Below are 25900 nucleotides of genomic sequence, written 5' to 3'. Positions count from 1 at the left end.
GTTCAGACATGTCCGATATTTCCGGCCTATCCGGCAGCGCCGGTCTCGATGCCGAACCGAATACCGCACAGGCATTGCTCTCGATAGCGGCCCCGCCACTCGCCCCGGATAACGCGAGCTTCCTCGCGCCCGGCGACGATGACGACACCATCGATCCCGTGGAAATTCTGCCCGAGAGAAGTTTTCCCAAGGCGAGCTGGCTCGATGCCATGCCGCCGGAGGCCATGGAAGTGACCGTCAGCGAACCCGACCACATTTCCTCGGTCAATTCCGACGATAACGGGCTTTACCGCATGTTCATCGGCGTTTCGCCGTGAGCGAAGCCATCCGGCACAATTTATGGTTAGCCAAATATTAATATCTGCGCGGCAAGCTTCGACTTGATGATTCTGTGTGTGCCGAAGAGAGCTGGCATTCGCGCCAGCGGCATATACGGGCGCTCCCGCATGAGCGGGCGAGATGACACCTGTACATCACCGGCGCGGCAATCTTTCAACGGACGAGCCAGACGCGAACCAGAGAGCCAGTATGAATTGGCCCTTTCGCAAGCCAGCGGCGGTAATCGATAGGAATGGAGCGCACCCATGTTACCGCCTGTAACGAAAATTTCGGCAGCCGATGCCGCCTATGGAACGACAGTTCCGCCGGCGACCCGCGGGCAGCTGAAAGACGCCGCGATACCGCAGGTGACCAATCCTGCTCCCGACAATGGCAGCAGTATTTTTGCCAAAGCCGCGGTCGCCTCGCTGACCAGCGAATTTCAACTTTCCCGCAGCACCGCCGTACTGGCGGAAACACTCGGTAAATTGATGAACCTGCCACGGCGCGACGGCGAAGCCATCGAGACTTATGTGGTGCGCCTGACGGACGTGCTGCGCACCATGCCCCCCGCACAGCGCCTGGCGCTGGAACAGCAGGTCAGCAAGGCCCTGCAAGGCTTGAGCCTTTCGATGCTGGCCGAAATTCTGAAACAGCCCACCGGCCCGGAAGCGGCCCGCCTCGCCCTGCTGATCGAGCTTTCCCGCTACAAGGGAATGGATCTGGCAGCGAAAGCGGTGGTTTCTTCCTATCAGCAGAACAATCCGGCCAGTTCGGCACCCACGCAGCCGAAACCGCAGAGCCCCCAAAGCCAGAATTCCGGAAACCACCAGAATGCCGCTGCGGCTGCGCAACCGGCAAGCGCGGCAGCGACCGCCCGGCTTCTGCCTTTGCTCATCAGTCCGCTCGCCCTCGGTGGCGCAGCGATAAAAAACGTCATCGCGGCGCAGATAGGGCCACCGGATCTACGGGCGAGCCTTTCCGCACCGGCAACAGACATGCCCGAACCTGCGCCGGCAGCCTCAAAACCGGAGGGAAAAGCGGGAGGTGTGGGACGCCCGCCTCAATCATCCGCAGGCAACGTGACCAGGGAAATAACGGCAGAGGCACGCCCGGCAAACTCGCCGCGGGCTGAAAATGGCGAGATGCGCCCGGCGCTTCCCCTTCGGGATATGGTGAAGGCAGAGCAGAAGGAAATGCGCACGCCCCTGCCCCAGTCTTCTGGCCAACCTGCGGGCGATGCCAAGACCATGGAAAACCTGCTGCTCGCCGCCCTTGCCGGAAAACTTCCCACCAGAGCTGCGCCCGGCGCGCAACCACCTTTCCCGCCACCGGGCACCGCGCCGCAGCAGCTCGAGAATCAGCCGGCCGAAAAGACCGCGGCGCCGACGCCGCTCATCCATCCCTCCGGCGAAGAGGCGGAGACGATTGCCAACCGTCCGGAGGCCCAGCCCCTCCCCCGCGCAGCACTCGATCCGGAAACGAGAATGGCGATGCTCGAACAATCGGCCTCACAATCGCTGATCGCCGCCGCTCTCGCAAAAGACGGCACACCGCTGCCGCTGGTCGCCTATCCGCCGGCGGAAGAGGACTATGAATCGGAAACACCACCCCGCGGTGGCGGCCCGTTTTCTGAAGATGAAGCGGAAGGCGAAGCTGACGGCGAAAACGCCGAAGCCCCGGAAGAGGCGGAAGAGCGGCTGGCCGCCAATGACGAGACCGGAGAACAGGGAAGCCAACCGGAAGCGGCTTACGACGACAGTGCGGAAAATTATTATCTCAGAATGAGCGGCGTGCTCTGAATTTCAGGTGACGCACCCGTCTCCGATGACGCGAAAACTGCGCCAATAAAAAACCCGCCGGAAAATTCCGGCGGGTTCTTCATTTCAAAAGATCAGAGCGATTATTCGCCGCGGTTCTTCAGAGCCGCGCCGAGGATGTCGCCGAGCGAAGCGCCCGAGTCGGAAGAACCGAACTGTGCGACGGCTTCCTTCTCTTCAGCGATTTCCAGAGCCTTGATCGAAAGCATGACCTTGCGATCCTTCTTGGAGAAGTTGACGACGCGGGCGTCGAAAACCTGGCCAACCGAGAAACGCTCCGGACGCTGATCGTCGCGATCGCGTGCCAGGTCGTTGCGGCGGATGAAGGAGGTGAGGTCTTCGTGGTTGACGAGCTTCACTTCAACGCCACCGTCGTTAACGGCGATGACTTCGCACGAAACAACAGCGTTCTTGCGCAGGTCGCCGGACGAAGCGGCTTCGCCGACAGCATCCTTGCCAAGCTGCTTGATGCCGAGCGAGATGCGTTCCTTCTCGACGTCAACGTCAAGAACGACAGCCTTGACGACGTCACCCTTGTTGAACTCTTCGATGACCTGCTCGCCCGGACGGTTCCAGTCGAGATCCGACAGGTGAACCATGCCGTCGACATCGCCTTCGAGGCCGATGAACAGACCGAATTCGGTCTTGTTCTTGACTTCGCCCTCAACTTCAGTGCCGGCCGGATGGCTGTAGGCAAATGCCTGCCACGGGTTTTCCAGCGTCTGCTTGAGGCCGAGCGAGATACGGCGCTTGGACGGGTCGACTTCGAGAACGACAACGTCGACTTCCTGGCTCGTGGACAGGATCTTGCCGGGATGTACGTTCTTCTTGGTCCAGGACATTTCGGAAATGTGGATCAGGCCTTCGATGCCCGGCTCCAGCTCAACGAATGCACCGTAGTCGGTGATGTTCGTGACCGTACCGGAGATCTTCTTGCCAACCGGGTACTTGGCGGAGATGCCATCCCACGGATCGGACTCGAGCTGCTTCATGCCGAGCGAGATACGGTGGGTTTCCTGGTTGATGCGGATGATCTGAACCTTGACCTGCTGGCCAATGTTGAGGATTTCCGAAGGATGGTTGACGCGGCGCCATGCCATGTCGGTAACGTGCAGCAGGCCGTCGATGCCGCCGAGGTCAACGAACGCACCGTAATCGGTGATGTTCTTGACGACGCCGTCAACAACCTGGCCTTCTTCGAGGTTCTGAACGATTTCAGAACGCTGCTCGGCACGCGACTCTTCGAGAACCGTACGGCGCGAAACAACGATGTTGCCGCGACGCTTGTCCATCTTGAGGATTTCGAAGGGCTGCGGGTTGTGCATCAGCGGGGTAACGTCGCGGATCGGACGGATGTCGACCTGCGAACGCGGAAGGAAGGCAACAGCGCCGTCCAGATCGACGGTGAAACCACCCTTGACCTGGTTGAAGATAACGCCTTCGACGCGCTCGCCAGCTTCGAACTTGGCTTCGAGCTTGACCCAGCTTTCTTCGCGGCGAGCCTTCTCGCGCGACAGAACGGCTTCGCCGAGAGCGTTTTCGATGCGCTCGACGTAAACTTCGACTTCGTCGCCGACCTTCAGCGTGCCGTCCTTGGACTTCGCGCCGAATTCCTTCAACGGTACGCGGCCTTCAACCTTGAGGCCGACGTCGACGATGGCAACGTCCTTCTCGATTGCCGTTACGATACCCTTGGCAACATAGCCTTCGGCAAGATCGTTAGAGGCAAAGGATTCTTCGAGAAGCGCTGCGAAATCTTCGCGCGTGGGGGTAGATACTGACATGAAATCTCCTGGTTGCATCCGCGCTAGGGCGAATACAAAAGCGCCGGTGGGCTAGTGTTGTTGATACCCGAACCCATGCCCGCCTTTTAAAAGGCTTTCCGGCGCAAGGACATGTCTTCAGGCATTCCGGACTAAACGCGGACCGAAATGAAGCGGTTCCGCGAAAAACCTATTTCCTCAGGGCGGCGTCGATGATCGCCCGCGCGGCCTGAAACGCCGCCTCTATACTCATTTCCGACGTATCTAGCAAGTGCGCGTCTTCAGCCGGTTTCAACGGGCTGTCGGCGCGGCCCATATCGCGCTCGTCGCGTTGCCTCACCTCGGCGAAGATGGCGTCGTAATCGGCCTCTCCACCATTGGCCAGAATTTCGTCGTAACGACGTCTTGCCCTGACATCAGGCGAAGCCGTGACATAAAGCTTCACCGGCGCATCCGGGCAGACCACCGTGCCGATGTCGCGGCCATCCAGCACCGTGCCAGGCTCCCTTGCCGCAAAACGCTGCTGCGCCTTGACGAGCGCGCGCCTCACCGGCGTCATCACCGCAATCTTCGACGCTGCTTCGCCGATATCGTGCCGGGAAAGCACCGAGCGGTCGAGGCCTGCAAGATCGAGTTCCAGCGCCACCTTTTCTGCCACGCCCTCATCATCAAGCGGCAGGCCGGCATCGAGAAGGGCCTTGGCGGTGGCTCTATAGGTCAAGCCGGTATCGAGATGATGGAACCCATAGATTTCCGCGATCCTGCGCGACAAAGTTCCTTTGCCGGCCGCAGCCGGTCCATCTATGGCGATCGTGAATGTCATGAAGCTCTCTGCCTGTGTGTGCGTCATTCATATAATATGGCGTTCGGCTGCTTCCAATCTTCATCAGCAGCCCGGCATATAAGGTGCGTTGCAAGGGTAATGCCCGAAGTTTGTCTTTGACACGAAAGACCGCAACGATTAAGGGGACCGGCTAGAAATTTTACAGTCTATGCCGGTTTTACGGCGTACACACCGAAACTCATTCGACAATTTGAGGCTTAGACAGTGGCAAAAGCGGACCTTGGTACCAAGCGCACAGACCCCGATACCGGCAAGAAGTTCTACGATCTGAACCGCAATCCGGTCGTTTCTCCCTATACCGGCAAGTCATGGCCGCTCTCCTTCTTCGAGGAAAGCACGGCACAGGCAAAGCTCGAGCAGGCTGAGGAAGAGGAAGTAGCGGAAGTCGATACCGAAAACACGGAAGTCGAACTCGTATCGCTGGAAGATGCCGATGGCGACAACAGCGGCGACGAGATTCCGGATATGGGCGACGACGAAGACGACGTGGAAATCGGCGACGACGACGATACCTTCCTTGAAGCTGACGAAGACGACGATGATGACGACATGTCCGGTATCATCGGCGTTACGGGCGACGACGAAGAAGCTTGATCTTATTGGATAAACCAGCCCGGCGACAAAAAAATGAAGCCGGGCTGTTTTTTGTGCTTGCACTCTTCGATTAGCCGAAGTAGTAAGCCGCCACCGAACGGAACAACAGCCGCTTCGGTTCCCGGAACCGGACGAAATGCCGGAACCCTTATGGGGCTATAGCTCAGCTGGGAGAGCGCTTGCATGGCATGCAAGAGGTCAGCGGTTCGATCCCGCTTAGCTCCACCAAATCTTCCCAGACACGATAAATCATCCGCGGACAGACATTGCCCGACGCCCTATCGGCCAGCGACCGGCATGGTCCTCTCCTGCAATAACGCCCGCACGTCCTGCCCTTTGATCCCGCATTCAACAGTTTGGACTGCCACTCCCTCTTCCACCACCCGGCATTCGAGATATTTGCCGCGCAGACGGTTCTCCAGCGCCTTGAAGGCGTTGAGGCCGCAGGCATAGCGGCGGCCATCAGCACCGGCGCAGACGCGGTTGCGGTCGATGTCTTCGACGCCGGCAAGGCGGAATTCCTGGCCCTTGAAGGTGAAGCGATTGCTGGCGACCACACGCAAGCGCTGGTCCGCATGTATTTTTAGCGGATAGCGATCGGGCGGGGTGGGGATTCGTTCATAATTTTGCTGACGGGTATCAACCTTCACCGGGGAGGTCGTCCACAGCATTTCCGTGTTTGCCGCAAGAGCGGCCGTCTCATATCCATCTTCGCCATTGAAGAACGAGGCGATGCGCATGCCGGCAATGCCGAACCCTATCACCAGCATGATCTGAAACAGCAAAATTGCGATCTGCCGAACCATGTCACCGAAACATCAAAAGCGATAAAATATGACCCTATCTCGCTGCAGAGTAGGGGAGACACCGCATTACATCAACAGCACCTTGCGCGCGGTAACATCGCGAATTGTCCCCATTGCCATGATCGGAACGCCGTCGCAGTCGTGGATCACCCTGCCCGTCGTCCTGAGCCAACGAAAACCGCCAGCCTTGAGATCAATCCGGCACTCCTGATCGTAAAACTCACCGTTTGTCAGCGAATTATGGACCGCTCGCGCCACCCGGGCCTGTGAACCGACCTCAACCTGGGCGATGAACTTCTCCACCGGAATGCCGCGAGAAGCCTCCTCAAAGGAGAAATCGCGCAGACGCGAAGCTACGGCATCCAGATAGACCAGATTCTGGCCGATGCTCCACGTATAATAACCAATAAGCGTCTCTTCCAGAGATATATCTTCTAACATCGGCTTTCTACACTATATGAATGCTTATAACTTTTTTATAACATAACAAAAAATGCATTACTAATCACAAGATTTTATCCATTTGTTTGATTATATGCTACTTTAGACTTTATGCGGATATAGAAAGCACTTTGCCGCCTACCCCTTGTTGGCGAACCAGCCTTCCTGTGCCAAAGAAGGTTGATACCGCAACCCAAGACAGGAGTCGCCGTGACCATCGGGCTTGCCCATGCTGAACTCATTGCCGTCGTCACCGCCATTACGGGAGACGAACCGCGGGTGATGACCGTCCGGGCGGGCGCGGCACTTCCCTCAGGCCCATTCGAATTCGGGCACAGAACGCTGCAAAGCGGGCTGCGGGAGTGGATCCACGAACAGACCCATCATCCAGTCGGTTATCTCGAGCAGCTTTACACCTTCGCGGATCGCGACCGTAACAACGATATCCCCGGCGGACGAACCATCTCCATCGGTTATCTGGGGCTGGTTCGCGAGCACGAATCATCGGGCAGCGGGCATGCACTCTGGCATGGCTGGTATGAATACCTGCCCTGGGAGGATCATCGGCAGGGACGCCCGGCAGTTCTGGATACCATCATCGACAGGCTGCGCGCCTGGGCGGATTCCGATCTTGCCTGCAAAAGCCAGCGTCACCTGCGGGCCGATTTCACCTTCGGCCTCGATGGCGGCGGCTGGAACGAGGAACTCACCCTGCAGCGCTACGAGTTGCTGTATGAGGCAGGCCTTGTCGAGGAAGCCCAGAGCGAGCCGCGGACCAACTTCGGCAGGCCGATGTTTGCCGATCACCGCCGCATTCTCGCTACCGGCATCGCACGCCTGAGGGCCAAGATCAAATATCGCCCGGTGGTCTTCGAACTGATGGCCGATACCTTCACCCTGCTGCAATTGCAACGCGCGATAGAGGCGCTGGCGGGACTGACCCTGCACAAGCAGAATTTCCGCCGGCTGATCGAGCAGCAGCAGCTGGTGGAAGAGACCGGCGACATGACGAGCGAAACCGGCGGCCGCCCGGCAAAGCTTTTCCGCTTCCGCCAGACCGTGCTCGATGAACGCGCCCTTTCCGGAACGAAACTGCCACTCTCCCGCAATTGACATATGCTCATAATGAGAATATCCCTTTGTTCTAGATATACTCAAAAAGAGTATAAATGGGAGAGTGCTCGTGAACGAACAGATTTCTGCTGCAAGCCTTTATGATCGGGTCAGCCGTGTCATTCCCAAGGCTGAATGGATGGGCTTTCAGGATGATGTGGATGCGATCCTTGAGCTGAAGCGCAAACGCAACGCCGTCATCCTCGCCCATAATTACCAGACACCGGAAATCTTCCACGGCGTCGCCGATATCGTCGGCGACAGCCTCGCCCTTGCGCGCAAGGCGATGGAGGTGGAAGCGGATGTTATCGTTCTGGCCGGCGTGCATTTCATGGCCGAGACGGCAAAGCTGCTCAATCCGGGAAAAACCGTGCTCATTCCGGATATGGCCGCCGGCTGCTCGCTGGCAGACTCCATCACGCCCGAGGATATTGCGCTGTTGCGCAAGGCCTATCCCGGCGTTCCAGTCGTAACCTACGTGAACACCTCTGCGGCGGTGAAGGCGGCGTCCGATATTTGCTGCACCTCCGGCAATGCCCGCCAGGTTGTGGAATCGCTCGGAGTGCCGCGTGTGCTGATGTTGCCGGATGAATATCTGGCGCAGAACGTGGCGCGGGAAACCAATGTCGAGCTGATCGCCTGGCGTGGCCATTGCGAAGTGCACGAGCTTTTCACCGCCGATGACATCAGGGAATTGAGAGAGAGCCATCCGGGCGTCACCGTTCTCGCACATCCGGAATGTCCGCCGGATGTCGTGGAAGCCGCCGATTTTTCCGGTTCCACCGCGGTCATGTCGGATTATGTCGGCCGGGAGCGACCCGCTCGCGTGGTGCTTCTGACCGAATGCTCGATGAGCGACAATGTCGCCGTGCATCACCCCGATGTCGAATTCATCCGCCCCTGCAATCTTTGCCCACATATGAAGCGCATCACGCTTGGCAATATCCGCACGGCACTGGAGGAAAACCGCCATGAGGTGACGGTCGACCCGGCAATCGCGGTCGCCGCCCGCCGCGCCGTGGAAAGGATGCTGGAGGTATGAGCGAACGCCTTTCGTCGCAGCACGACTGGACAGTCGTCGTCGGCAGCGGCATTGCCGGCTTGATGGCGGCGCTGACGCTTGCGCCGCAGCCCGTGCTACTTCTGACACGTGGCGCGCTCGGCGGCGAAACCTCAAGCGCCTGGGCGCAGGGGGGTATTGCCGCAAGTCTCGGCCCGGGCGATAGCGCCGCACTGCATCTTGCCGACACGCTCGCCGCAGGCGACGGGCTCTGCGACGCGGATATGGCCGAGCAAATCGTTTCTGCCGCTCCCGCCGTCATCGAGGCGCTGGAGCGGGCCGGCGTGCGCTTCGACCGCGATGCCGAGGGGAAACTTGTCTTCGGGCTGGAGGCTGCCCATGGCCGACGGCGCATCCTGCATGCGGAAGGCGACGGTTCGGGCGCGGCCATCGTCAGGGCGCTTGCAACCGCAGTCCTTCGCATGCCGTCCATCACTGTTATGGAAGGCACGGAAGTGCGCCGTCTATTGACGGAAGAGGGCATTATCACCGGTCTTGCCTGCGTCGGCCCGAAGGGCAGTTTCATTCTGCCGGCCACGCAGGTCATTCTTGCGACCGGCGGCCTTGGCGGGCTTTACGAGGCGACGACCAATCCCTCCGGCAATTTCGGCCAGGGCATCATGCTCGCGGCGCGGGCCGGCGCCATCCTTACCGATATGGAATTCGTCCAGTTCCACCCGACCGCACTTTCCTCGCCCAGACGGCCGCTGGCGCTGGTGAGCGAGGCGGTCAGGGGCGAAGGCGCGCTTCTGCTCAATGAAAACGGCGAGCGTTTCATGGCGGCGGTGCCGGGTGCCGAGCTTGCGTCACGCGATATCGTCGCCCGCGCCATCGATCGGGAAATCCTGCGCGGCGGCGCGGTCTTCCTCGATGCCCGCAAGGCGCTGGGTTCCGGCTTTTCGCTGCGTTTCCCCTCTATTGACCTGCTCTGCCGCGAGGCCGGCATAGACCCCGCCCGCGAACTTGTGCCCGTGCGTCCCGCCGTGCATTACCATATGGGCGGCGTCGCCACGGATGGCAGAGGCCAGAGCTCGGTGCCGGGCCTGTGGGTTGCCGGTGAAACCGCCTGCACCGGCCTGCACGGCGCCAACCGGCTCGCCAGCAATTCCCTGCTGGAAGCCGCCGCCATGGGCATGCGCGCAGCGCAGGACATTGCCGGTCGACAGGCACGCACGGCAGGGGCGACAGCTGTTGCGCAACGCGCAGCCCCCGACTGTGTGGCCGCCGATCTCGCTGCCGTCCGGCCCATCGTTTCCCGCCATCTCGGCATTGTGAGACATGCAGCAGGTTTGCGCGAAGCGATCCGGGACCTGCTGCCGCTTGCCGAACAGGAAGGCCCCGCATCCGATCCCGCCCTTATCGGCCTCACCATCGCCGTCTTTGCGGCCCTGCGCACGGAATCGCGCGGCGCGCATTTTCGCGACGATTTCCCCGGGAAGGACGCGGTAGCCACACGACGCAGGCTGAGCCTGACCGACGTCATTGCCACCGGCCATGACCTTTCCTCATCCAGCTTTTCTTCTTCCAGCATTGCGCGGAGCGCCTGACATGAACCTTGCCCCCCTGCCACGTCTCATCATCGAGCCGCTCGTGCGCAACGCCCTTCTGGAAGATCTGGGGCTTGCGGGCGACATAACCTCCGCCGCCGTCATTCCCGCCGATCATCGCTCGGTCGTCGTCATGGCCGCACGTGAACCGGGCGTTATTGCCGGTCTCGATGCGGCGGAGCTTGCTTTCCAGCTTGTCGATCCCGCCATCATACTGAAACGACACGTTGAGGATGGAGCAACCGTTGCGCCCGGCGATATCATCGCAACGATCGAAGGCCCTTCCCGCGGGCTTCTGACGGCGGAGCGCACGGCGCTGAATTTCCTCGGCCATCTCTCGGGCATCGCCTCCGTTACCGCAAAAATCGCCGCATCCATCTCCGGCACCAAGGCCTCAATCGCCTGCACCCGCAAGACGACGCCCGGCCTCAGGGCGCTCGAAAAATACGCCGTGCGCGCCGGCGGTGGCATGAACCACCGTTTCGCGCTTTATGATGCCGTCCTCATCAAGGATAACCACATTGCCGTGGCGGGCGGGGTGCGTGCCGCCATCCGGAGCGCCAAACAGGGCGTGGGCCATCTTGTCAAAATCGAAGTAGAGGTCGATACGCTCGCTCAATTGCGCGAGGTGATGGACGAAGGTGTCGATGCGGTTCTTCTCGACAACATGACGCCGGAACAATTGCGCGAGGCCGTGGCGATCGTTGCCGGGCGCGCCATCACCGAAGCCTCCGGCCGCATCAACCCGCAGACGGCGGCAGCCATCGCCGCAAGCGGCATCGATCTCATCTCCGTCGGCTGGCTGACGCACAGCGCACCGGTTCTGGATATCGGGCTGGATTTTCAAAGCCGGGGCTAGAGAATAAGGCCGCCCGGACGCGCCGCAGGGAACCAAATCTCCGCATCTGCGTTGTTACCCCGCCTGGGGTCATTCAAGGCGGGGGGATCAGTGCGCGCAAAAGCCTGTCCATATGCCTGCGGACCTCTCTTACAAAGGAAAGGCTTATTATGGAAGACGCACAAGTTGGCTGGATTGCAGCAATCATCATCGGCGGCGTAGCCGGTTGGCTCGCCGAACAGTTCATGAAAAGCAATATGGGTGTTTTCATGAACATTATTCTCGGCATCGTCGGCGCCATCGTCGCCAATTTCCTTCTCGGGCTGATTGGCGTCTCGCTCGGAGGCTGGATTGGTTATCTCATCGCCGGTTTCATCGGTGCCTGCATTCTCATCGCCGTCGGGCGTGCAATTCGCCGATAAGGGAGCACAAGAATGAGCTTTTTCGACAAGATCAAGAACGCGATTTTCGGCAAGGCCGAGGCCGCCCCGCAGACTTCGGCACCGGCCGGCACGCCAACGACTGCCGCAAGCCCGGCAGCACCCGCCCAGCCTGCTTCGCCGGCACCGACAGCCAGCGCTCCAGCATCCACCGGCAGCGTCGACGTCGCCTCCATTCTGGATGCGGCAGTTAAAAAGAACGGACAGAAGCTCGACTGGAAACACTCGATCGTCGATCTTCTGAAAGCCCTTGATCTGGATAGCAGCCTCAGCGCCAGAAAAGAGCTGGCGGGCGAACTGGGTTATACCGGTGACACCTCGGATTCGGCGACGATGAATATCTGGCTGCACAAGGCCGTCATCAAGAAACTCTCCGAAAACGGCGGCAAGGTTCCGGCCGACCTTTTGGATTGAACCGGTAAACGGGAGAGCCGCAATGGACGACTATTCCAGCCTGCGCGAGCAAATCGGCCAGGACCTCGACACCCTGCACGGGACCGATAACCCGAAGTCGATTTTTGAAATCGCTGACGACTATCTCCTGGGAAATCCAAACCTCAAGAGAGCAATCGTCGAAGACATCATCAAGGAAGAAGCGGACAAGCGCGGCATCGCCATCCACTAAGGCCGCGCGATAGGCACGGCTGTTTTACGAGAGGGCGGTATCCGGACCGGATGCCGCCCTTTTATGTCTCATGCCGAAGCGTTATTTTTCCAGCTTAGCCTCAGCCTTTTTGGCGTTTTCTTCCATCAGCTCATACCACATGGCGTTCATGACGGCGAAGATGGCGGCGAGGGGCAGGCCGAGCAGCCAGGCGAAATACCACATGTTCGATCTCCTTCTCTCGATATCAATATGCGTGACCGCTGTCGTCGCGGATCGCCTTTTCATCCACCTTGCCCCACAAGACGCGATAGACCCATGAGGTGTAGGCGACGATGATCGGAACGAAGATAAGGGTGACGACCAGCATGTTGAACAGTGTCATATGGCTGGACGACGCATCCCAGACCGTCAGGCTCGACTTCGGATCGACCGAGGACGGCAGGATGAAGGGAAACATTGAAAGCCCGACGGTGGCGATGATGCCGAAAATGGCAAGCGAGCTGGCAAGCAGCGCCATCACTTCCCTGCGGAGCCTCAGCAATATGAAGGCGACCAGCGGGAAGGCCAGACCGAGTGCCGGCGCCAGCATCATCCACGGATGCGCCGCATAATTGGAGAACCAGACGCCGGTTGCGACCTCAACCGTCTTTGCCAGAGGATTGGACGGCCCATCGGTCACGACTTCCGAGGTGAAACGGTAACCATCGACACCAAACCACAGCAGGATGCCACCGAGTGCAAAAAGAACGGTGGTGGCAAGTGCCGCGATGCTGCCGAAACCGCGGGCGCGGATGGCAACCGGACCTTCGGTTTTCAGCACCAGCCAGGCTGCGCCGTGCATCACCAGCATGGCGACGGAAACGAGGCCGCAAAGTAGAGCGTAGGGGTTCAGAAGCTCGAACAGCGTCGTGCCGTCGTAGAAGATCCTGAGGTCATCATTAAAATAGAACGGCACGCCCTGCAGCACATTGCCGATCGCCACGCCGAAGATCAGCGCCGGTACGAAGCCGCCAACGAACAGGGCCCAGTCCCAGCCGCTGCGCCATGCCGCACTTTCACGCTTGGACCGGTATTTGAAACCGACCGGTCGCAGGATCAATGCGAACATGATGGCCGCCATCGCCAGGTAAAATCCTGAAAATGACACCGCATAGAGTGGCGGCCACGCCGCGAAGATCGCTCCGGCGCCGAGAATGAGCCAGACCTGATTGCCTTCCCAGACAGGGCCGATGGAGTTGATGACGACACGCCGCTCAATATCCGTCTTCGCGACGAAGGGCAGCAACGCGCCCGTGCCGAGATCGAAACCGCCGGTTACGGCAAAGCCGATAAGCAATATGCCGAGCAGCAGCCACCAGATGATGCGAAGGATTTCATAGTCGATGAGTTGGTGCAGGATCATGATCGTTTACTCCGCAGCGACGAGTTTTTCAGGAACGAGCGGCGCTTCCGGCTCATGGTCCGGATCAGGCCCCTTGCGGATCGCCTTCAGCATCAGCCCCATCTCGACGATGAACAGCACCGTGTAGATGGCGATGAAACACAGAAGCGTAATCAGAACCGTCGAGGCGCTGAGGCTCGAAACAGCCGCCGCCGTTGGCAGCACGCCCTCGATGATCCACGGCTGACGCCCGAACTCGGCCACAACCCAGCCCATTTCAGCGGCAATCCACGGCAGCGGAATGGCGAAGACGGCCACCTTCAGCAACAGCGGATAACGGTCCAGCCGCCGGCGGGCCGACAGATAAAAGAAGGTCGCCGTCAAAACGATGAAGAACATGCCGAGACCGACCATGATACGGAAGGCCCAGAACAGCGTCGGCACATGCGGGATCGTATCAGCCGCCGCCTTGGCGATCTGCTCTTCTGTCGCCTGACGCGGATCGTCGACATAACGTTTGAGCAGCAGGGCATAACCAAGCTCGTGGCCCAGTTCGGCAAAGGTGCCGTTCACCTCTTCCGGCAGTTGCGCGCCCTTGCCGCTGGCGCGTATCTGCATCAGCGCGTCATAGGCCTTGATGCCGTCGCGGATACGGGTCTTTGCCTGTTCCACCAGATCGTTGATGCCGGGGATTTCCGTATCGAGCGAACGGGTGCCGATAAGGCCCATCACCCAGGGGATCTTCACCGCGAAATGCGTCTCACGCGCTTCCTGATTGGGGAAACCTATTGCCGTGAAGGGTGCCGGTGCCGGTTCCGTTTCCCACATGGCTTCGATGGAGGCGAGTTTCATCTTCTGATGTTCGGTGGAGAGATAACCGCTTTCGTCCCCCAGCACGACGACCGACAGGGCTGACGCGAGACCAAAGGAAGCCGCGACCGTCATCGACCGCTTGGCGAGATCGACGTGGCGCCCCTTCAGCACATACCAGGCGGAAACGCCGAGCACGAAGATGGAGGCCGTGACATAACCTGCGGAAACCGTGTGAACGAATTTCGCCTGCGCGACCGGGTTGAACAGGACCGCGGCGAAATCCGTCACTTCCATGCGCATGGTCTGCGGGTTGAAAGCCGAGCCCGTCGGGTTCTGCATCCAGCCATTGGCGATCAATATCCACAGCGCCGAGAAGTTCGAGCCGATCGCCACGCACCATGTGGCAACGAGATGGCCGAGTTTCGACAGCTTGTCCCAGCCGAAAAAGAACAGGCCGACGAAGGTGGCTTCCAGAAAGAAGGCCATCATGCCCTCGATCGCCAGCGGCGCACCGAAAATATCGCCGACATAGTGGCTGTAATAACTCCAGTTCATGCCGAACTGGAATTCCATGACAATGCCTGTCGAAACACCCAGCACGAAGTTGATGCCGAACAGCGTGCCCCAGAATTTCGTCATCTGCCGCCAGATCACCCGGCCGGTCATGACATAGACCGTTTCCATGATGGCGATGACCACCGACAGCCCGATCGTCAGCGGAACGAACAGAAAGTGATATAAAGCGGTAACCGCGAATTGCAGGCGCGACAGCGCCACGATGTCGAGTTCCATGGTTTTACCCCACCTTTATGGGAAGCCGGCCTTCCGTTACGAAATCACGCCAGCCCCGAAAAATACTCAGTCCCGGCGTAATGTTTGCAGCACTACGTCGTATTCCGGCGTCCCGCTTTGACATTCATCAAATTGGCACCCGTCTTTCAGCATGATTATGCGGTCAGTGAATTCGGCCTCGCGGCGATTATGGGTGATCATCACGACAGCCTTGTCTTCGGCCCTCGCAAACAGCCGGCTGAGCACATCGCGGGCCGTCTCGCCGTCCAGTCCCTCCGTCACCTCGTCGAGAAGCCAGAGCGGTTTGTCGATGAGCAGGAAACGGGCAAGCGCCAGCCGGCGCGACTGGCCCCCGGAGAGCCCCTGCCCCGCTTCGCCAAGCCTCGTCTCCAGCCCGGCGGGCAGGGTTTTGACATGTTCGGCAAGGCCTGCGGCGTCAAGGACGTCCCACAATTCGCGCTCGGTCGCAGCAGGTTTCGCCAGCCTCAGATTATCGGCGATGCTGTCGCGGAAAAGCTGGCTCCGTTGTGTCATGAGCGAAGAGGGCAAGGCGCGGACAGTACCTGCCGATGGCTGCAATTCACCGGCCAGAAGCTGGATGAGGCTGGTCTTGCCCGCACCGCTCGGGCCGATGATCGCGACCTTTTCTCCAGCGGCAATGGCAAGATTGATCTTGGTCAGGACCGGCTGGTCGTTGCCGTGCCGTTCCAGACGCACGCCTTCAAGCTCGGCAGCCACGCCGCTGGCGGGCAAAGCCGGACAACGGACCTCGGCCGGCGCTGAAAGGCGCGGCGCGATGCGCCTTGCGGAAAACAATGTGCGGCCGAGTTCCATCGCTCCGCGGCGCAGCGCGGTGAAAGGCTCCAGCGCGGCAAAACAGACGAGCAACCCGAGCGCGGCGGCCGGCGCGCTGACCGTTCCCTGCTCCGCCAGCCAGGCCATGCCGAGCAGAGCCGCGCTCAGAAGGACCGCCGTTGCAAACCCGAAGGAAAAACCGGTATTCGTTTCGATGCGATTCAAGGCCTCGTCGCAGGAAAGCAGGTAGTCATCGGCGCGCCTCACTGCCGCGACCTGCGCGGAAAGGCGACCTGCCGTAAGCAATTCCGTCTGCCCGTTGACGAGGTCCGCCGTGCGGGCACGCAAGGCTTCAAGCCCGATTGCCCGCCGGCGCGAGAATTTCTCTGCCCGCAGGGCGGAGCGCACCGAAATGCCGAGCCCTGCCGCAATGAGAAAGAACGCCGCCAGAATGCCCGCAAGCGGATTGAGAAAAGCCAGCCCGATGCCGGTTGCAACAGCCGCAAGCACCGCAACGGCGGCAGGAACCAGCACACGCAGATACAGCGAATCCAGCGCATCGATATCCGCAGTCAACCGGTTCAGCAGGCGGGCGGGCCTCGCTTCCAGGTTTTGCGCCGCCTGCGGCGCTGCAAAGCCGCGAAACAGCCTTTCGCGCAGCGCCGCGAGCACGGAGAGCGTCGCTTCATGGGTGGTCATGCGCTCGCCGTACCGGGCGGCGGTGCGTGACAGTGCCAGAAGGCGAATGGCTGCCGACGGCATAAAGACATCAAACGCATAGGCCGTTGCCGGAAGCAGACCGGCAATGGCAGTGGCGGTTATGAACCAGCCGGAAACACCGAGAAGGCCGATACCCGCCAGCACCGTGGTTGCGGCCAGAACCGTGCCGGCAAGCAGCATGCCGCGACGCGCCGACCAGAATAGTGCAATGACAGGTTTCAATATGGCAAAACGCGCAATCATGACCGATCCCCCGAATGGATCGCCGCCATATCCACGACCCTGTCCATGCGCGCGGCCAGCACCGGATCATGGGTTGCGACGATCAAAGTCCTGCCTTTGGCGAGCTGCAGCAGGTTTTCCGTAATGAGAGCGGCGGTTTCCCGGTCCAGATGCGCCGTCGGCTCATCAGCCAGAATAAGCTGTGTCGCGGGATCGGCGACGGCGCGCGCAATGGCCAGCCGCACCGCTTCACCACCGGAAATGCCATGGCCGGCATCGCCGACAAGCAGATGTTGCCGGGCGGATGACAGTCTTTCGAGACCTGTCTGTTCAAGCGCCGTCTCGACCATATCCCGCGTAATGCCGGGGCGGCCGAAACGGATATTTGCCGCAAGCGAACCGGCAAAAAAGAACGGCTTCTGGCCGATCCAGCCGATGGACGTTCGAAGGGTATCAGCCGTCTTGTCATCAAGGGCGATGCCGCCGATTTTTATCGTGCCGCTTCCGGCCGAAGCCAGCCCGGCGATCAGCGACAGAACGGTGGATTTGCCGCAACCCGATTGCCCCAGGAGCGCTACTGTTTCGCCCGCCCGAATGCGGAGATTGAAATTGCGGAGCACGGGCGGCGAGGCTGGATAGGCAAAGGACAGATCGTCCATCTCCACCGTACCGGGGGTGGGCAATGTTGCCAACGCCACATCCCTGCCCTCACCCGCAATGGCCGCACCGCCCTGCGTCAACTTGTCGAGCGCATCAAGTGCTGCTTCCCCCGCCGCCCGGTCGTGCCAGACCGCGGATAATTCCCGTAGCGGCTCAAAGAAGGCCGGGGCCAGAAGCAGGATGAACAGACCCTCGGCAAGCGTCAGCTTCTGCCCCCACGCGCCGAAATCAAGAAAACCGAGGAGATGGAAACCGATGTAAACGGCGGTCATGGCAACGCCGAGGGCGGCGAAAAGCTCCAGTACCGCCGAAGACAGAAAAGCGATCCTCAGAACCGCCATCGTCCGCGTCTTGAGGTTTTGCGCATCGGCGCTGAGGCGCCCGGCAGTCAGATCGACAGCTTCCAGTGCGCGGATCGTTTCCAGCCCGCGCAGGCGATCCAGTAGGAAAGCATTCATATTGCCGGTCTCGGCCAGTTGCTTTTCGCTCGCCGCCTTGGCCTGCCAACCGATCAGCGCCATGAAGAGCGGAATGGTCGGCATGGAGAGGAGCAGCACCAGCGCCGCAATCCAGGTGAACGGCAGGATCACCAGCACAAAAACCAGGGGAACGATGGTCGCCTTCATCCGCGCCGGCTGGAAACGGGAAAGATAGGACACCAGCGATTCCGCCGCCTCGGCCACGACACTTGCCGCCTCGCCGGAAGCCGTGCGCGACAGATCGAGCGGCGAAACCTTCGCCACGGCCTGAAGCGCTTCCAGCCGCCGCTGCGACAACGCCGCACGCGCAGCACGAAACGATAGTCTCGCAGCGATTTTCTCCAGCCACGCCTTCAGGAAACCCAGAATGAGAACCGCGACGGCCGCCGGCATGATTGCCATCATCGGCTCGCCATCAGCGATTTTTCCGACGGAAAAGGCCAGCAGGCCCGCCTGCGGCAACCAAAGCAGGGCCGCCAGAACATGCACCAGGGCGACGGATCTTCCCACCGCCGGTGCGCGCATCGCCTTCACGGCAGTCTTGTCGCGGGAGGTCTTGCGGCTAGCAGTGCTGAAGAAGCGCCGCCTCGGCGTTTCAGGTGAGACCGAAACCGGCACAGGACAGTCTGCGCCATCGCTATCGGCCGACTGGCGGATTTGTGCGGACATGTTCATGACCGATCTCCTCACCTGTCCTTTTTCGCACCGCGGGGTCTTGCAAGAGAGACGATCTTGTCCTTCGCCTCCAGCAGCTTCGTGACCTTTGAGCCGAGCGCCAGAAGGGAGGCCAGCCTCTCCGTCTCCAGCCGCTTCACATCGTCATACCAGCCGGTGAGCTGCTCGATCAGTGTCTTCATCTCATCGATGCGCTTTTGCGCATGCCGCTCATCTTCGTTCTCCGGCGTCTCCATCAAAATTTCACGCAATACGCTCAGGGTGGGATCAATTTCGCGCTTCTTGCGCTCTTCGGCAAGGGTACGGAGAATTTGCCAGACATCCTCCGGCGTCGTGAAAAAATCGCGCCTGTCGCCGGGAAAATGCTTGAGAATTGCAAGGTTCCACGCCTGAAGCTCCTTCAGGCTCATCGAGACATTGGAACGGGAAATGCCAAGCGCCTCAACAATCTCATCGGCGCAAAGCGGCTGCGGCGATATGTAAAGCAAAGCATAGACTTGGCCGACGGTGCGGTTGATGCCCCAGCGGCTGCCCATCTCGCCAAAATGCAGCACGAAGGACTGAACGAGTGGTGACAGGCTGGTCGGCATTTCTTTGTTTCCTGAATTTTCAGTAATTTCTGAAATTTCGATAACGCAAAAAATGACGGGCGGCAAATCACCTTTTTGACCTGCGTCAAAATGTGCAGCTCGACTGGCGATACGTCAGCAGATGCTGGGCCGGATAGGCCGGGAGGACCAGGAAACCTTTCGCAGATAATTTATGATACCGATAACATCAATGAGAGTCTGCTGAGGCTGAAATCTCTCGATAAAAAACCGGCGGTGGAACTAGCCACCGCCGGTTAGGGTCGTACAAATATGCGGAAGCACTTAGGAAAAAGCGATCTGGACTTTCATCGCCCGACTGCGGTCGGAGGCGAATTCGAAGGCCGAGATGGCGTCATCGAGATCGACGGTCTGGGTGATGAATGGCTTGACGTCGATCAGGCCCTTGCGCATCAGCTCGACACCGGTGGCGAACTCCTCGTGGAAGCGAAAGGAGCCCCGCAGATCGAGTTCCTTGGCGGTAATCGCCATCATCGGCAGGCTCATATCGCCACCCAACCCGAGCTGGACGATGATGCCGCGCGGCCGCAGTGCCGCGATGCCGCCGGCAAGCGCCACGGCGGCGCCAGAGCATTCATAGAGAACGTCGAAAGTACCCTTGTTCGCGCCATAAGCGGCAAGCGCATCGGGCTCATCCTTGCTGTTGATGACACGATCCGCACCCGCTTCGCGCGCCTTGGCGAGCGTGAAATCGGAAAGGTCCGTCGCGACGATTTCGGCAGCACCCGCCCGGCGCGCAGCGAGGATGGAGAGAATGCCGATGGGGCCGCAACCCGTCACCAGCACGCGTTTTCCCAGCAAATCACCGGCGCGGCGGGTGGCATGCAGCGTTACCGCCAGCGGTTCCGCCATGGCCGCCTCACCGGCGCTCAGGCCGTCAGCCGGCACGCATTGCAGGGCATCCGCCACCAGAACCTCGCGGAAAGCGCCCTGAATATGCGGGAAAGGCATGGCGCTGCCATAAAAGCGCATATTGAGGCACTGGTTGTGCAGGCCTTCCTGACAAAAACGGCAGGTGCGGCACGGGCGGGACGGCGAAACTGCCACAAGACCACCGACCTTCAGGCCTTCAACGCCTTCACCGAGCTCCTCGATAACGGCGGAGACTTCATGGCCGAGCACCATGGGTTCGCGAAGCCGTATCGCGCCAAAACCACCATGGTTGTAATAGTGCAGATCGCTGCCGCAAATTCCGCCCCGGGCCAGACGAAGCCGCACTTCTCCCGGCCCCGGCGCTTCCTCCGGCCGCTCCTCAATGCGCACATCCTTTGCCCCGTGGGCGACAATCGCTCTCATCAACAACTCCCGTTCAACCGCGCGCCACTGCGGCGCGTAAAAATTTCCGCATCCAGATCGCGGCCACAAGACCACATTTAGCCGCCTTGCGGCCTCCTCCCGCGCCGGATCCGTACCGAAACCGGACGTTTAAGCCTTGACATCCACGCCTGAAAGGGATGAATGTTATCGATAACATAAACCTGTACAAATGCAATGTCGAGAGACTGGAGGAAACAGTGGGCCTTAATTTGTTCGATCTTTCCGGCCGCCGCGCCCTGATCACGGGTTCGTCCCAGGGCATTGGCTTCGCGCTGGCGCAAGGGCTTGCGGAAGCCGGCGCGGAAGTGGTGCTGAACGGGCGTGACGAAGCCAAGCTGAAAGCTGCCGCCGCCGGCATCAAGGGCGCCAGAACGCTCGCCTTCGACGCCACCGACCACGGTGCAGTGCGCGAGGCCGTAGACCGTTTCGAAGCCGAAGTCGGCCCCATCGACATTCTGGTCAACAATGCCGGCATGCAGCACCGCACGCCGCTCGAGGATTTTCCGGCGGATGCCTTCGAGCGTCTTTTGCAGACCAACATTGCCTCGGTGTTCCACGCGGGACAGGCGGCAGCACGCCACATGATTTCCCGTGGACGCGGCAAGATCATCAATATCGCCAGCGTTCAGACCGCTCTTGCCCGCCCCGGCATCGCGCCCTACACCGCAACCAAGGGTGCCGTCGGTAATCTGACGAAAGGCATGGCGACGGACTGGGCGAAATACGGCCTGCAATGCAATGCCATCGCGCCGGGCTACTTCGACACGCCGCTCAATGCGGCACTGGTCGCAGACGAGACCTTTTCCGCATGGCTTGAAAAGCGCACGCCCGCCGGTCGCTGGGGCAAGGTCGAAGAGCTTGTCGGCGCCTGCATTTTCCTGTCATCCGATGCCTCGTCCTTCGTCAACGGACATATTCTCTATGTTGACGGCGGCATCACTGCTTCGCTTTAAAAATACCGAAACCGGATGGCCGGCTACGGCCGCCATCCGGTTTTGAACCGACGACACCACGACACTTTGGGAGGAGGCCGTGAACACCATGACCGAGAAGAACAAAGTCGCCCTGATCGGCGCAGGCGCCATGGGCGGGGCGATCGGCACGCGGCTGGTCGAAACCGGCAATCAACTGACTGCTTTTGATCTGGATGCGGAAAAAGTGGCGGCTCTGACCAGCCTCGGCGCGCGCAGCGCCGACACTGCTGCGGAAGCGGCATCCGTCTCCGATGTCGTGATCCTCAGCCTCAACTCACCGAAGATCGTCCGTATCGCCGTTTTCGGCAAGGATGGCGTGGCGGCGGGCGCAAAGCCCGGCACGCTGATCATCGACATGTCCTCCATCGATCCGGAGGCGACAAAGGAACTGGCGGCCGAAGCCGCAGAAAAGGGGCTGCGCTGGGTGGATAGTCCCCTCTCCGGCGGCGCGCCCAAGGCGCTCATCGGGCAGTTGACGCTGATGGCAGGTGGCAGTGACAGGGACGTCGCCGACGCCCATCGCGTGCTGCAGGATGTGGCCAGCAATTTTACCCATATGGGACCCTGCGGCGCAGGCCAGACGACCAAGCTCATCAACCAGGTTCTCTGCGGCCTGAACTTCCTGGCCGTGGCGGAAGCAACGCAGCTTGCGCTCGATGCCGGCGTCGATGCCGCCAAGATACCGCAGGCGCTGAAGGGCGGCCGGGCCGATAGCGCCATCCTGCAGGAATATATGCCGCGTTATGTGGCCAAGGACTATCGCCGCACCGGTCGCATCGACAATATGGTGAAAGACCTGAACGGCGCGCAGGATCTGGCCCGACGCACCAACACGGCCATGCCCTTGACGGCACTTTGCACCGAGGTGCACCGCATGCTGACGGCGGCGGGACTGGGCGGTGAGGATCAGGCCGCGCTGATGGAATTTTTCAGCGGCGCGAAACGAACCTTCCCGGACTGAGTTCCGTCATAGGGGAAACAAACCTCGACGTAACGGAGATCGTTCTTGCTGCGACCTCTTCCAGCCATTGCGAAATATCGGCACAGCGAAGATGATCTGCGAATCGGGACAGTCTTCCCGATGATCGCAAACATATGCATACAGAGGACAATTTCCCGATGACCACCTCCGCGACAGGCACGGGGATTGCCGCTGTTACCATTTCCGGCAAGGGCTTCAGCGCCGAGATCGCTTATGAGGGCGCTACGCTTCTGAGCTGGCGGCCGCGGCTTGCCGAAGGTGGCGGCAGCGATGGCGATGGCGAAAACCTTGTCGACGGCTATTTGACGCCGGCGGAGATGCAATCACAGAACGGTGTGAGAAACGGCATTCTTGCGCCCTTCACCAACCGCATTCCCAACGGCCGCTATGACTTCGGCGGGGAGATGCACCACATCGAGCCGGTTCTTGCCCACGAGGCCCTCGTTTTCCACGGATTTGCCAGAGCCCTGCCCTTTGCTCTCGAACAATCTTTCGAGGAAAATGGCGCGCACGTGCTTATTTTCCGCAGCGAAATATCACCGACCGATTTCAGCGGCTATCCCTATCGGCTTGCCATCGAGGTGGAATATCGCTTTGCCGGCCATGCGGTTAGTATCGATATACGTGGCATCAATCACGGCGATAGGCCTTTGCCCTTCGCAGCCGGCTGGCATCCCTATTTCCGCCTGCCTGGCATCGCGTCCATCGACGATCTCCTTCTCACCCTTCCTTCGCGAACGGCGATCGAAACGGACGATGATTTGATTCCCCTGCACGATTCACGGACAGGAATAATCAAACGGGACGATACTCGTTTTCTCTATGCGCCGGTGGCAGGCCATGTGCTGGATGTTTGCTTCACCGACCTGATCGCATCCGAAAACGGGCTTTACGAGACCCGGATCGAAAACCGGCACGATGGTTCGAGCCTCACGGTGTGGCAGGAGCGTGGCCACATGCATGTCTTTACCGGCGATACGCTGGCCCGTGACAGGCGAAAATCCATCGCGCTCGAGCCGGTGGAGATGCCCACCAATGCCTTCAACCAGCCGGAGCTGGCGGCAGCAGTGACACTTCAACCGGGAGAGACCCGCAGTTTCCGTTTCGGCGTCCGCTTCGAGGCGGCGCGCTGATAAGGCACCAATGATCTCTCAGATATGCGTTGTCGGTAGGGAAGACGACAGCTTCACCGTCTCCATGGAGATATATGCGGACATATCGTAGAGCTGAACGCGGCGCAGGATCTGTTTATAGACCGTGTCGTAATATTCGACATTCGGCAGCACCAGCTTCAGAATATAATCGAAATTGCCAGTCAGCCGGTGAACCTCGACGATTTCGGGTATGGTACTGACGGCGGCATGGAACTGGTCCAGCCAGTCTTCTGCATGCAGGCCGGTTCTCACCAGCAGGAAAACCGTGGTCGGCAGGTTGATCTTTCGCCGGTCGAGCAGCGCCATCGTGCCCGTCACATAACCTTCCGCACGCAGGCGCGTGACGCGCCGCGAGCAGGCGGATAACGACAACGACACCTCCTCGGCTATATCGGCAAGCGGCGTTTCGGCATTTTCCTGGAGAATCGCAAGGATTCGGCGATCACGGTCATCAATCATCGCCAAAGAATGCACTGGTTAACGCAACAGCGCAAGAAATTTGCACACCAAACCTATCAGACGCCTTCTATTTGCATGCGCGCATTTAAATCTCTAAAAAAACGCATGCCGTTTTCGTCCTTGCAATGGCATTCTTGTCTTCAATCAAACTTGATAAGGGAACTCTTATGAAACGCATCGGTCTGATCGGCGGCATGAGCTGGGAATCCACCGCAACCTATTACCGCATGATCAACGAGGCCGTGCGCGATAGCCGCGGCGGGCTGGTCTCGGCCGATATCGTCATGCATTCGCTCGATTTTTCCGAAGTCGTCGCCCTGCAGAAGGCCGATCGCTGGGATGAGGCCGGTGCGCTGTTGGGCGCTGCCGGTGCGCGCCTTGCCAATGCCGGCGCCGATTGTGTGCTGATCTGCACCAACACCATGCACCTCGTCGCAGAAACCGTTGAGAAGATGTCGGGCGTCGCCCTCATCGACATTATCGACGAAACCGCTGCAGCCCTTAAGGCCGATGGCCGCCGCAAGCCGCTGCTGCTCGCCACCCGCTACACGATGGAACATGGTTTCTACACCGACCGCATGCGCCGCCACGGTGTTGATGTGGTTGTGCCCGATGCGGAAGACCGGACTGCGATCCACGACATCATCTTCGGCGAACTCTGCCAGGGCGAGATCAAGTCCTGCTCGCGCGAGCGTTATCTCGCGGTCATCGAGAAGGCTCGTGCACTGGGTGTCGATTCCGTCATTCTCGGCTGCACTGAAATTTCGCTGCTGATCAACCCCGACGCTTTGCCGCTACCGGGTTATGATTCGACCGCCATTCACGCGAAGGCCGCCGTCGGTTTCGCGCTCGGAAACAAGGCCTTCAATAGAGCCGCATGAATGTGTCGCCTCTTTGCCTATTCCGGTAAACCGGTCTGGCTCGACAGTCTGCTGATCGAGCCGGAAGCATCGCTGGTCAGCCAGTCCATGGCCGCACGGGAAGCAAAGACCGTCGTTAATGGCGATGGTTGCGGCCTTGGGTGGTATGGCGAGCGCGGCACCCCCGGCGTGTTTCGCGATACCAGACCCGCCTGGTCCGACGCCAATCTGGCCGCACTTTGCCATCAGCTCCGCTCGGGCATGTTCATGGCTCATGTCCGCTCCGCGACGTCAGGCGAGGTTTCCCGCGCCAATTGCCACCCCTTTGCCCATGGGCAATATCTGTTCATGCATAACGGCCAGATCGGCGGTTACGAACAGATAAGGCGCGACATCGATTCTCTCATACCCGACGATATCTATGCGTCGCGACGCGGCACCGGCGACAGCGAAGCGATCTTCCTGATCGCCGCCGGCCACGGCCTTGTCGCAGACCCCATCCGCGCCATTTCCACCGCCCTGCGCCTCTGTCAGGAAAAGATGCTCGCTGCCGGCGTTTCCTCAGCGCTGCGGTTCAGTGCCGTGCTGATGGATGGTGATTGCCTGCATGCTTTCCGCTGGTCCAGCGATGACAAGCCACCGACGCTTTACTGGCGTGGGCTGGATGAGGGAATTGCACTGAGTTCGGAACCCTTTTCCTTCGATTGCACCCCGTGGTGCGCTGTTCCGCCGAATACGCGCGTGACGATCCGCGCCGGCGAGATGACGACGGAACCTTTTTTCCCGACGTAAATATCGGTTTTTGCAACGATCTGGGC

Annotated in this window: 27 protein-coding genes and 1 tRNA gene; 16 read left to right on the top strand and 12 right to left on the bottom strand. The window is 60.1% G+C overall.

Translation table 11 applies throughout. The features are described 5' to 3' along the window. The first annotated feature begins 8 nt into the window (after positions 1 to 8). Together PL640_RS17400 and PL640_RS17395 are read left to right on the top strand one after the other, a co-directional pair. Positions 9 to 317, top strand: coding sequence for a hypothetical protein (locus PL640_RS17400; protein WP_271362798.1), 309 nt, complete (start codon positions 9 to 11; stop codon positions 315 to 317). Positions 318 to 584: 267 nt separating this feature from the next. Continuing rightward, the gene (locus PL640_RS17395) at positions 585 to 2120 is read left to right on the top strand and encodes a hypothetical protein (protein WP_271362796.1); all 1536 of its coding nucleotides are present in this window, start codon (positions 585 to 587) and stop codon (positions 2118 to 2120) included. A gap of 101 nt (positions 2121 to 2221) precedes the next feature. On the opposite strand, the gene rpsA is transcribed toward PL640_RS17395, so the two are convergent. Together rpsA and cmk are read right to left on the bottom strand one after the other, a co-directional pair. Further along, positions 2222 to 3922 carry a 30S ribosomal protein S1 gene (gene rpsA, locus PL640_RS17390; protein WP_046801715.1) on the bottom strand — a complete coding sequence of 567 codons (1701 nt, stop codon included), beginning with the start codon at positions 3920 to 3922 and terminating at the stop codon, positions 2222 to 2224. Positions 3923 to 4091: 169 nt separating this feature from the next. Continuing rightward, positions 4092 to 4751, bottom strand: coding sequence for a (d)CMP kinase (cmk, locus tag PL640_RS17385; RefSeq protein WP_271362794.1), 660 nt, complete (start codon positions 4749 to 4751; stop codon positions 4092 to 4094). A gap of 198 nt (positions 4752 to 4949) precedes the next feature. On the opposite strand from cmk, the gene PL640_RS17380 reads away from it, so the two are divergent. Continuing rightward, entirely contained in the window at positions 4950 to 5339 is a 390-nt protein-coding gene (locus PL640_RS17380; RefSeq protein ID WP_046801713.1) for a TIGR02300 family protein, read from the top strand. A 152-nt stretch (positions 5340 to 5491) separates the two neighbouring features. After that, a tRNA-Ala gene (locus tag PL640_RS17375) sits at positions 5492 to 5567 on the top strand. 50 nt (positions 5568 to 5617) lie between these two features. Here the strand turns inward: PL640_RS17375 and PL640_RS17370 are convergent. Both PL640_RS17370 and PL640_RS17365 read right to left on the bottom strand, forming a co-directional pair. Beyond that, entirely contained in the window at positions 5618 to 6145 is a 528-nt protein-coding gene (locus PL640_RS17370) for a thermonuclease family protein (RefSeq protein WP_271362793.1), read from the bottom strand. Positions 6146 to 6211: 66 nt separating this feature from the next. Further along, the gene (locus PL640_RS17365) at positions 6212 to 6586 is read right to left on the bottom strand and encodes a PAS domain-containing protein (RefSeq protein WP_142842450.1); all 375 of its coding nucleotides are present in this window, start codon (positions 6584 to 6586) and stop codon (positions 6212 to 6214) included. A gap of 210 nt (positions 6587 to 6796) precedes the next feature. On the opposite strand from PL640_RS17365, the gene PL640_RS17360 reads away from it, so the two are divergent. From PL640_RS17360 to PL640_RS17330, 7 genes are all read left to right on the top strand, one after another. Further along, positions 6797 to 7699, top strand: a complete 903-nt coding sequence (locus tag PL640_RS17360) for an NUDIX hydrolase (protein WP_271362792.1) — start codon at positions 6797 to 6799, stop codon at positions 7697 to 7699. A gap of 70 nt (positions 7700 to 7769) precedes the next feature. Then, entirely contained in the window at positions 7770 to 8741 is a 972-nt protein-coding gene (nadA, locus tag PL640_RS17355; protein WP_142842452.1) for a quinolinate synthase NadA, read from the top strand. Beyond that, on the top strand, positions 8738 to 10306 hold the full coding sequence (locus tag PL640_RS17350; RefSeq protein WP_271362791.1) for an L-aspartate oxidase: 1569 nt from the start codon (positions 8738 to 8740) through the stop codon (positions 10304 to 10306). The genes nadA and PL640_RS17350 overlap by 4 nt, the downstream gene beginning before the upstream one ends. Position 10307: 1 nt before the next feature. Further along, positions 10308 to 11165 carry a carboxylating nicotinate-nucleotide diphosphorylase gene (gene nadC, locus PL640_RS17345; RefSeq protein WP_271362790.1) on the top strand — a complete coding sequence of 286 codons (858 nt, stop codon included), beginning with the start codon at positions 10308 to 10310 and terminating at the stop codon, positions 11163 to 11165. Positions 11166 to 11314: 149 nt separating this feature from the next. After that, positions 11315 to 11566: a GlsB/YeaQ/YmgE family stress response membrane protein gene (locus tag PL640_RS17340; protein WP_142842455.1), complete on the top strand. Its 252-nt coding sequence runs from the start codon at positions 11315 to 11317 to the stop codon at positions 11564 to 11566. A 12-nt stretch (positions 11567 to 11578) separates the two neighbouring features. Continuing rightward, the gene (locus tag PL640_RS17335) at positions 11579 to 11998 is read left to right on the top strand and encodes a DUF3597 domain-containing protein (RefSeq protein WP_046801706.1); all 420 of its coding nucleotides are present in this window, start codon (positions 11579 to 11581) and stop codon (positions 11996 to 11998) included. 22 nt (positions 11999 to 12020) lie between these two features. Further along, complete coding sequence (locus PL640_RS17330; RefSeq protein WP_142842456.1) at positions 12021 to 12209, top strand: hypothetical protein; 189 nt, start codon at positions 12021 to 12023, stop codon at positions 12207 to 12209. Between the two features lie 81 nt (positions 12210 to 12290). Here the strand turns inward: PL640_RS17330 and cydX are convergent, their stop codons facing one another. The 7 genes from cydX to PL640_RS17295 form a co-directional block, all read right to left on the bottom strand. Further along, positions 12291 to 12413, bottom strand: a complete 123-nt coding sequence (cydX, locus tag PL640_RS17325) for a cytochrome bd-I oxidase subunit CydX (RefSeq protein ID WP_045015706.1) — start codon at positions 12411 to 12413, stop codon at positions 12291 to 12293. A gap of 22 nt (positions 12414 to 12435) precedes the next feature. Next, positions 12436 to 13593, bottom strand: a complete 1158-nt coding sequence (gene cydB / locus PL640_RS17320; protein ID WP_271362789.1) for a cytochrome d ubiquinol oxidase subunit II — start codon at positions 13591 to 13593, stop codon at positions 12436 to 12438. A 6-nt stretch (positions 13594 to 13599) separates the two neighbouring features. Then, positions 13600 to 15177: a cytochrome ubiquinol oxidase subunit I gene (locus tag PL640_RS17315; protein ID WP_142842458.1), complete on the bottom strand. Its 1578-nt coding sequence runs from the start codon at positions 15175 to 15177 to the stop codon at positions 13600 to 13602. A 66-nt stretch (positions 15178 to 15243) separates the two neighbouring features. Next, complete coding sequence (gene cydC / locus PL640_RS17310) at positions 15244 to 16935, bottom strand: thiol reductant ABC exporter subunit CydC (protein ID WP_271362787.1); 1692 nt, start codon at positions 16933 to 16935, stop codon at positions 15244 to 15246. After that, a complete protein-coding gene (gene cydD, locus PL640_RS17305; RefSeq protein ID WP_271362853.1) occupies positions 16932 to 18722 on the bottom strand; it encodes a thiol reductant ABC exporter subunit CydD in 1791 nt (596 codons plus the stop codon). The genes cydC and cydD overlap by 4 nt, the downstream gene beginning before the upstream one ends. Before the next feature lie 17 nt (positions 18723 to 18739). After that, complete coding sequence (locus tag PL640_RS17300; RefSeq protein ID WP_269701655.1) at positions 18740 to 19318, bottom strand: GbsR/MarR family transcriptional regulator; 579 nt, start codon at positions 19316 to 19318, stop codon at positions 18740 to 18742. 282 nt (positions 19319 to 19600) lie between these two features. Further along, complete coding sequence (locus tag PL640_RS17295; protein ID WP_271362786.1) at positions 19601 to 20632, bottom strand: L-idonate 5-dehydrogenase; 1032 nt, start codon at positions 20630 to 20632, stop codon at positions 19601 to 19603. Between the two features lie 218 nt (positions 20633 to 20850). Between PL640_RS17295 and PL640_RS17290 the strand changes: the two genes are divergently transcribed. From PL640_RS17290 to PL640_RS17280, 3 genes are all read left to right on the top strand, one after another. Then, positions 20851 to 21606 (top strand): SDR family oxidoreductase, encoded by a 756-nt coding sequence (locus PL640_RS17290; protein ID WP_271362785.1) that lies wholly within the window; start codon positions 20851 to 20853, stop codon positions 21604 to 21606. An 88-nt stretch (positions 21607 to 21694) separates the two neighbouring features. Beyond that, on the top strand, positions 21695 to 22588 hold the full coding sequence (locus PL640_RS17285) for an NAD(P)-dependent oxidoreductase (protein WP_271362784.1): 894 nt from the start codon (positions 21695 to 21697) through the stop codon (positions 22586 to 22588). A 158-nt stretch (positions 22589 to 22746) separates the two neighbouring features. Next, entirely contained in the window at positions 22747 to 23742 is a 996-nt protein-coding gene (locus PL640_RS17280; protein WP_271362783.1) for an aldose 1-epimerase, read from the top strand. An 18-nt stretch (positions 23743 to 23760) separates the two neighbouring features. Here the strand turns inward: PL640_RS17280 and PL640_RS17275 are convergent, their stop codons facing one another. After that, positions 23761 to 24222, bottom strand: coding sequence for an Lrp/AsnC family transcriptional regulator (locus PL640_RS17275; protein WP_142842464.1), 462 nt, complete (start codon positions 24220 to 24222; stop codon positions 23761 to 23763). Between the two features lie 167 nt (positions 24223 to 24389). Between PL640_RS17275 and PL640_RS17270 the strand changes: the two genes are divergently transcribed. Continuing rightward, positions 24390 to 25103, top strand: coding sequence for an aspartate/glutamate racemase family protein (locus PL640_RS17270; protein ID WP_269701647.1), 714 nt, complete (start codon positions 24390 to 24392; stop codon positions 25101 to 25103). Beyond that, positions 25104 to 25874, top strand: coding sequence for a class II glutamine amidotransferase (locus PL640_RS17265; RefSeq protein WP_269701645.1), 771 nt, complete (start codon positions 25104 to 25106; stop codon positions 25872 to 25874). The last annotated feature ends 26 nt before the right edge of the window (positions 25875 to 25900 follow it).

Source organism: Agrobacterium sp. ST15.16.024, from assembly GCF_027956545.1.
Taxonomy (GTDB): Bacteria; Pseudomonadota; Alphaproteobacteria; order Rhizobiales; family Rhizobiaceae; genus Agrobacterium; species Agrobacterium cucumeris.
This window is presented reverse-complemented; position numbering and strand designations above follow the sequence as displayed.